1 protein-coding gene is annotated in these 7,490 nt (G+C 38.3%); it reads right to left on the reverse strand.

Annotation, left to right across the window (positions count from 1 at the left end; genetic code table 11):
- A partial coding sequence (locus RH88_RS12865) for an Ig-like domain-containing protein (protein ID WP_040757963.1) occupies positions 1–7,017 on the reverse strand: 7,017 nt, incomplete at its 3' end.
- Positions 7,018–7,490 lie beyond the last annotated feature (473 nt).

A 7,490-nucleotide genomic window follows, 5' to 3' on the forward strand; every position in this document is an offset into this window, starting at 1 on the left:
AATTGAGCTACTATTTTGATTAGAAAGCCCATGTTTGTCGGTTATTGATACCGTGTAATTGTATGTCCCATCTTCAAGGTTAAAAGGCGGTATAAAGCTCCAAGATCCATCAGCATTAGCTTGTACTGGATAATCGACCCCTCCAAATGTCAAGATAATTGTTGATCCAGGTTTAGTGGAACCAACAATGGTAGGCCGAACATTTGATGTAATGTTATCTTCATTAGAACCGCTGTTTGATGAAGCGCTTAATGACGATTCTGCAGAAGGTTTGGTTATATCGACTGTAATACTGCCACTCAATGGGGTTTCAGTCACATTCCCTGCGGTATCTTTAACTGATACAACATAATCATAACTATCCGAAGTTAAGTCATTTTCTTCATACTCTACAGTCCATCGTCCACTAGCGTCGGCTTTCGTTGTTAATGTTTTACCGTTTATCATTAAAGTTACGGTTGCCCCTGGTTCAGTAGAGCCTGAAAATATAGGGTTTTTTGATGTTGTAACGTTAGTTGTACCGGCCACTAAACTATCTTGATCGAGACTAGCTGTGATATAGCTTGGCGATTGCGTATCTATAGTTAATTCACCTTCTATTTTATCTTGATTACCAACTTTATCGGTAATTGTAATTGTATAGTCGTAGGTGGTATCGGGAAGTGCGTCGATTGTTAACAACCAATTCCCAGAATTATCTACTATTACAGAATGTGTTTTCCCGTTAATAGTAATTTCAACCGTTGAGCCAGGCTCGCCTTGTCCTTTGAAAGTAGGCGTTGAATCATTTATATGATTAGAGCTTGTTGCTAATTCATCATTCGCATAAATACCCTCCAAAGTAATAGTCGTTTGGGTATCAACGGTAAAAGAATCCTCAACTTGGCCAATAATATTACCTACGTGATCAAAAGCTTTAACTGATATTCTGTAATCACCATCGGCTAGCGGGATATCAAGAGAAAGATGCCATTCCCCTTCGGAATTAGTAGTAACCTTGTAAGATTTTTCACCCACAATAACTAAAAGAGAGGTGTTTGGTGATGCTGTACCTACAAATATAGGTCTTGAACTGTCAGATGTGTTATCTAGTTCAGGATTTGGGGCTGATTGTGGCGATAGTCCGACAGTGACTGCTATAGCATCAGATGGCGTGGTATTAATGGTAATACTATCATCAAAGCTATCGACGTTACCTGCAATATCTGTAATGATGATGTCATAATCATGACTACCTTCTGGCAAATTATCAGTAACAGTAATTTGCCAGCTACCATCTTTTTTCGATGTTGTGGTGTAGGTTTTACCGTTAATTGTTAGTTCAACTGTAGATCCCGGTTCTGCCGTACCTACAAAAGTAGGATTCACAACATTAGTAGTATTATCACCGACTAATCCTGAGTCTGACAGTTCGTTTAACTTATAAGTAGCATTCTGTAACTCATTATCTACGATAAATTTCCCGCTGCGCTCAGTTTTATTTCCTGCGATATCAGTAACCGTAATGGTGTATGTATATTGCCCATCAATCAAGTTTTCTAAATTTAAAAGCCAATTCCCTGATGGATCAATGATCACATCATGTTTTATACCATTAATAGTAATAGATACGGTTTCTCCATTACTCACTACTCCCGAAAACACATGATCTTTAGACTTTGTGATACTATCGTCAGTAACATTTGTATCTTCAAATTCATGTGTATAGGAAACAACTGGCCCTGTGTCATCTATAACAAAGGAACCTAAAGTTGGGTTCGATACGATACCGTTTCTATCCGTAGAGGTAATACTAAAGTTATATTCACCTTCGTCAGTGAAATTGTTTTTATTTAAGGGTGCGGACCAATGACCATTTGCATCAGCAAAGACAGTGTAGGTGATATCTCCTATAACAATCGTTAGCTTAGCGAATGCTTTAGTCGTGCCTTGAAGTGTAATTTGAGATTTATTTGTTACAGTATTGGAGGTCCCACTTAAACTATCATCTGACAACTCAAAAGTCACACTTGGTGGCGTTGTGTCAAAAACCACGTCAAAACTTATATCCGTTTTGTTACCGGTGTGCGGTGATGTAGTGGATATAACGACATTTTGGTATTCAGCACCATCACTGGTGTTTGAAAAAAGACTGCTGGCATCAATGCTCCATGTGCCATCAAGTAAAATAGTCGTATTTAGAGTTACTCCGTTATAGGAAATTGCTACGTTATATCCAGGAGTGCCTGTACCTTTAAAGTGTCCATCATTCGTGAGATAGTCATCTGTCTCGCTGAAATTAGGACCGAAATTATATTTAATAGAAAGAGGTGGTTTCGGTTCAATTTGAACCGAACCATCGTTTTGAGTCGAGTTTCCAGCATCGTCAGTAAAAGTAATAGTATACTGATAAGTGCCAGGAGCGATATTATTACTTGGAGTAACACTGAAAAAGCCTTCTGCGTCTGATTCTACCGAATAGCTCACACCATTAATTGTCAACGTTACTGTTACGTTTGGTTCGGTTCTGCCAGTAAAAACAGGACGAGCAAGGCTTACTATACTAAGCTCGGAATTTTGTCCTTCTATTTCACTTAACCCACTTGTAGAAGGATCAATTGAGGAATCAATCGTAAAGTCTTGAGTGAACGTTTTAGTTTGCCCCTCGTAAGCAACTACGACTTCAATGCGATGAAGCCCTTGACCTAATTCGTTTGGTACAGTAAAAGTCCAATTCCCATTATTATCTACGGTAGCGTCGTAAAAAACACCTGCAATTTTAATTCTAACTGTTGCTCCCTTTGAAACAACTCCAACAAAAGTAGGGGACTTTTCTTTGGTCAGAAAATCACCAAATGCACCGGAATCTGATGTAGTTTCAATTTCAACAGTAGTAGTCAAGTTGTATACTTCACCTGACTTGGATTGAGTGTGGCCGAAGTTATCCTCAAAGGTTAACGTATATTCAACTAGTCCTGTTGGTAATTCAGGGGCATTGTTTGGGTATTGGAACGTCCAGCTAAATTGTCCATTTGCTGTCTTAGTTACAGTGATAGGATAGGTATTTCCATCAATTTGAATCTGAGCATTAATGATCTTAACTGCACTCCATGGAGGAGTCTGCAATGTACCTGACAAGGATATTAATTGGTTTTCATTAAATGTAGGTTCATCTTCTGTTATGCTAATTTCTTGGAGATTAGCCCTGTATTTGTGTTGAATTATAGTTTCTCTACCTGATTTATCGACAAGCGTTATTTTTATGGTTCCCTCTGTCCAATGCCCTATAAGGTGAGCTGGAATTTCGATAGAATTACCATACCCTTCGATCCACCCGCCATTTTGCGCATTGTATTCGCCAAGAAACTCTAGCTTATATTTAAAGTTTCCTTTCAATGCGATAATTGGAGTTCTGTCAGTAAAATGCCAAAAACCATTGTCTATATAAATATCTTGAGACGATAGCGTAGTATCAGTTGCTGGCCATTGTGTATGAATAGTGCCACTTTGCTCATATTTATTACCGGCTACATCTTCAAATTTTATCGTGTATGGCGCTGTATTTGCATAGTTCCAAATTGAATTGAAAGTGTAGTTACCATTTTGATCAGCTACCACGTTATAAGAATAACCATTGTGTATCAATTGAACTTTTGTTCCAGGTTCAGTTTTACCTGAAAAGACAAAAGTTCGGTTGTGAAAGTAAAAATCATTTGGATCATCAATATCACCGTCAACGCCACTTAACTGAATTTCGGGACGTGAAAGCATAGAGTCAATCGTTACTATTCCAGATTTTTCTGTTGATATGCCGGAAGGACTGACAACCGTGATTTTGTAGTTGTGGTACCCATCCGTGAGTTCAGTAGGTAATTCAAAACGAAAATTACCCGCAGCGTTAGGAGTAATACGATAATCAACACCATTTATTGTTAGGATGACATTAGCGGAGATTGGAGACACTGTGCCAATGAATGTAGGCGTTTTATCTTTAGTGATGTTATCGTTTTTGCTGTGGCCAGTGTCAGAGCTTTCTTCAAGAGAGATTTCGACTGTAGGTAACTCTACCCCATCAGGCACATAGTTTACAGTGCTTGAAATAGTATCTCTGTTTCCTGCAATATCGACGCCCTCAACAATATATGTTGTAAGGCCTGGGGATAGGTTAGTTGGAAATGTAAATGTCCATTTTCCTGTTTCGTCTACGTTGGCAGGGTACCGTACGCCATTCACAATGATTGTGATTATAGCTCCGGGCTCGGAATTACCAGTAAGTAAGGGTCTGGATAAATGCGTAAAGGTTGGGTTTGCAGAGTCTGGATGCTGGCTGCTTGACGCTAATCCGGTTGTGATTTCGAGGCTATTGTCCACGGTAATAACACCATTACTTAAGGTGTTGGTGTTGCCTGCTACGTCTTCCACTTCCACAGTATATTCATAGTTACCATCTTCTAAATCTGGCAAAGCATCAGGGTAGGGTAGGGTCCAATTACCGTCTTTATCAGCCGTTAATGGGTAGGATTTTCCAAACACTGTCACAACGATTTTTGCAAAAGGATCCGTTTTACCAATCAGCGTCGGTCTTTCTGATTTTGTAATTCCATCTGATTGAGATGTACCAGTATCTGATGATTCAGAAAGACCTGCTGTATTTACGACAGAGGTATCGATCGTTACATTATCTTCGATAATCTTACTATTACCTGCGGCGTCAGTAGTAGAAACAGAGTAGGAATAAGTCCCCTCACCTAATTCTGGAAGATCAATTGACCATGTCCCTTCGTCAGTTACTTCAGCTTCGTAGCTTCTCCCATTTATGGTTAGTATTACAGTTGCTCCGGGAAGCGCAGTGCCGACAAAGGTGAGGTTTTTCACTTTAGTGATACCATCATTAGCCGAGTGTCCTACGTCAGATGCTTCGTCTAAACCTGCAGTTAGAATCGGCAACGCAGTGTCAACAGTGATTGCTTGACCTTGAATTTCAACGGTTTTGTTTCCAGCTAGGTCTTCAGAGTAGTAGGAATATGAATAAGTACCATCAGGCAATGCATCTAGCAATATACTCCATGTTCCATTGAGTTGAACTACTGATTTGTAAGTCTTGTTATTGATGGTTAGAACAATTACAGAGCCTGGTTCTCCAGTACCAGATAAAGTTGGTGTAACAACCTTAGTTATATTGTCTCCTTTAACTCCCGTGTCAGATTCTACACTTAGAGAAGCGGTAGGTAGCGTAGGAGGGGCTGTATCAACTGTGAAACTGCCTGATATAGTTTGTGAGCTGTTACCAGCTTTATCAACTGATACGACGGAGTAGTTATAATTTCCATCAGGTAAGATCCCAGGCTCAAAAAACCAATTTCCCGAAGTATCTACCGGAATTTCAATGGTTTTATTGTTTATTGTGAGGAATACTGTTGAATTTGGCTCGGTTGATCCGGAAAGAGAGATATCTTTGTTGGTGTGGCCATTATTAGGAAGCTCTTCTTCACCTGATGTGATAGATACATTTACTTCTGGGCTAGTTTTATCTATTAATACGGTTGTGGACTGTTCAAGTATATTTCCGGCTGGATCAGTAATAATTACAGATAGATCATATGTACCTTCCGATAACAAATTTGAAAGTTCAACAAACCACTCACCTTCTGAATTACTGGTTACTTGATAGGAATGCCCAGCTATCTTTAGGGTTATTTTTGAGTAGGGCTCGGTAATACCGGTAAAGCTCGGACTACTACTATTAGTAATAAAGTCACCTTTTTGTCCAGAGTCTGTTGCTTCGTCCATTAGAAAGAATGAAGTGCTGACAGATGTATCTACTGTAATGTTGCCACCAATAGAAGATGAATTTCCGGCTGTTGTAGATACTTTAAGCGAGTAATCCCAATCTCCGTCAGTTAATGGAGACGTAACGACTATTGACCATGAGCCATCTTCAGCGACTAGAGTATTATAAGTATTGCTACCAATAGTAAGGCTTATAACACTGCCGGGAGTAGCGATTCCGGTTAACGTCGGCTTAGAGATATTAACTAGAGATTCAGAAGAAGCTCCAGGATTTACCCATGAAAGCTCAACTATTTCAGGCATTGTATTATCAATGGTAATTGAAGATGTAATAGTCTCCGAACTTCCATCTGATGACGTAGCTGTTATAGTAACTGAATATTCGTCATTCTTTAGCGTATTAGGGATGTCAATTTTCCAAACACCAAGATCATCTGAAGTCGTTGTATATATAATGCCACCAATACTCAAATTAACGTTCGTATTCGGTAATGTTAGTCCAGAGAATGTTGGCTTGGTTAAGGATGTGATGTTATCTCCAGATTTACCAGTATCAGAACTTTTATCTAATGCTCCAGATACAAATAACTTAGCCTTGGATTCCGAATTTATAATTGGCAATTCAATAGGCTTTTTAGAGCTACTGTCGCCGTCTCCCGTTTTCGGTGGTGGGGTTTGCTTTGGCACCGTTTGCGACGCAATATCTGAAGTATTATCATTTAGCACTTCTTCTCTTAGCTTTTCTGCCAAATCATCACTATCTTCTTCATTGGCTATGGCATCTAAAGTGCTCACTAAATTGTTGACGAGAGCTTCTGAGTCTTCCTTTTCTTTAAGGGCTTGCTCAAGTTCTTTTTGGAATTCAGATAATTTACTTTCAGAATCTGAAATAGCGGTAGATTTCTCTTCTTCCAGAACTTTCAATAGTTCTTTGAGTTTATCAAATTTATTTTCATACTCTTTTTTTAATGCTTCAATATCATCCTCTGATAGCATTGATTCAGGAGTGGATGTTGGATATTTAAAGTTGAGCATATCTTCAAGATAAGCAGTATCTAAACCGCTTCCTTCTGCGGCTAAAGCGGCAGAAGCGATGGTGTTTATATCAACCTTTTTACCTGAACTTAGATAAATGTCTTTATTATTTAAAATTACATCGATTACGCCTTGTTCAATAATTTTATTATCAATTATCAAGTCAAATCCACTGACTTTTACTGAACTACTATCGTTAATATCGTTTATCATATCTTCCTCTTAATCTTTAACTTTCCAATTTAAGTTTAATTTTATTTTTGTTATTTCCTATCATGCAGTTGAATTTGAATAAAGATAACCTTCGAAAATAAGAGTCATCCCATCGCTAGTTCTTGATATCAAGATTAATATTGAAGGTAATTTTTGCACCCTATTAATATACGTATCGAAATAAAAATCATCCTCAAACTTTTGAACAAGAACATTATCTTCAAGCACAGCTACACTTTGTTGGATTTTTATGTTTAAATCTAAAATTTTATCTTTACGAACCAATATTATCAATTAGTATAAGTTTCCTAGTCGACAAAAAAAATTATCGCTAATCAGTGAAGCTATGGTTAGACCAGAGCAAGATCATGAAGACTTTTACCAAATGATTGGATTAACGTTGACCTGATAGGTTGGTTATGATCTTATTCTCCTCTTTTGAGGAGCCCCCATGAATTTAGAAGCCATCAAAG

The sequence above is a fragment of the Vibrio scophthalmi LMG 19158 genome (genome assembly GCF_000222585.1).
In the GTDB taxonomy this organism is placed as follows: domain Bacteria; phylum Pseudomonadota; class Gammaproteobacteria; order Enterobacterales; family Vibrionaceae; genus Vibrio; species Vibrio scophthalmi.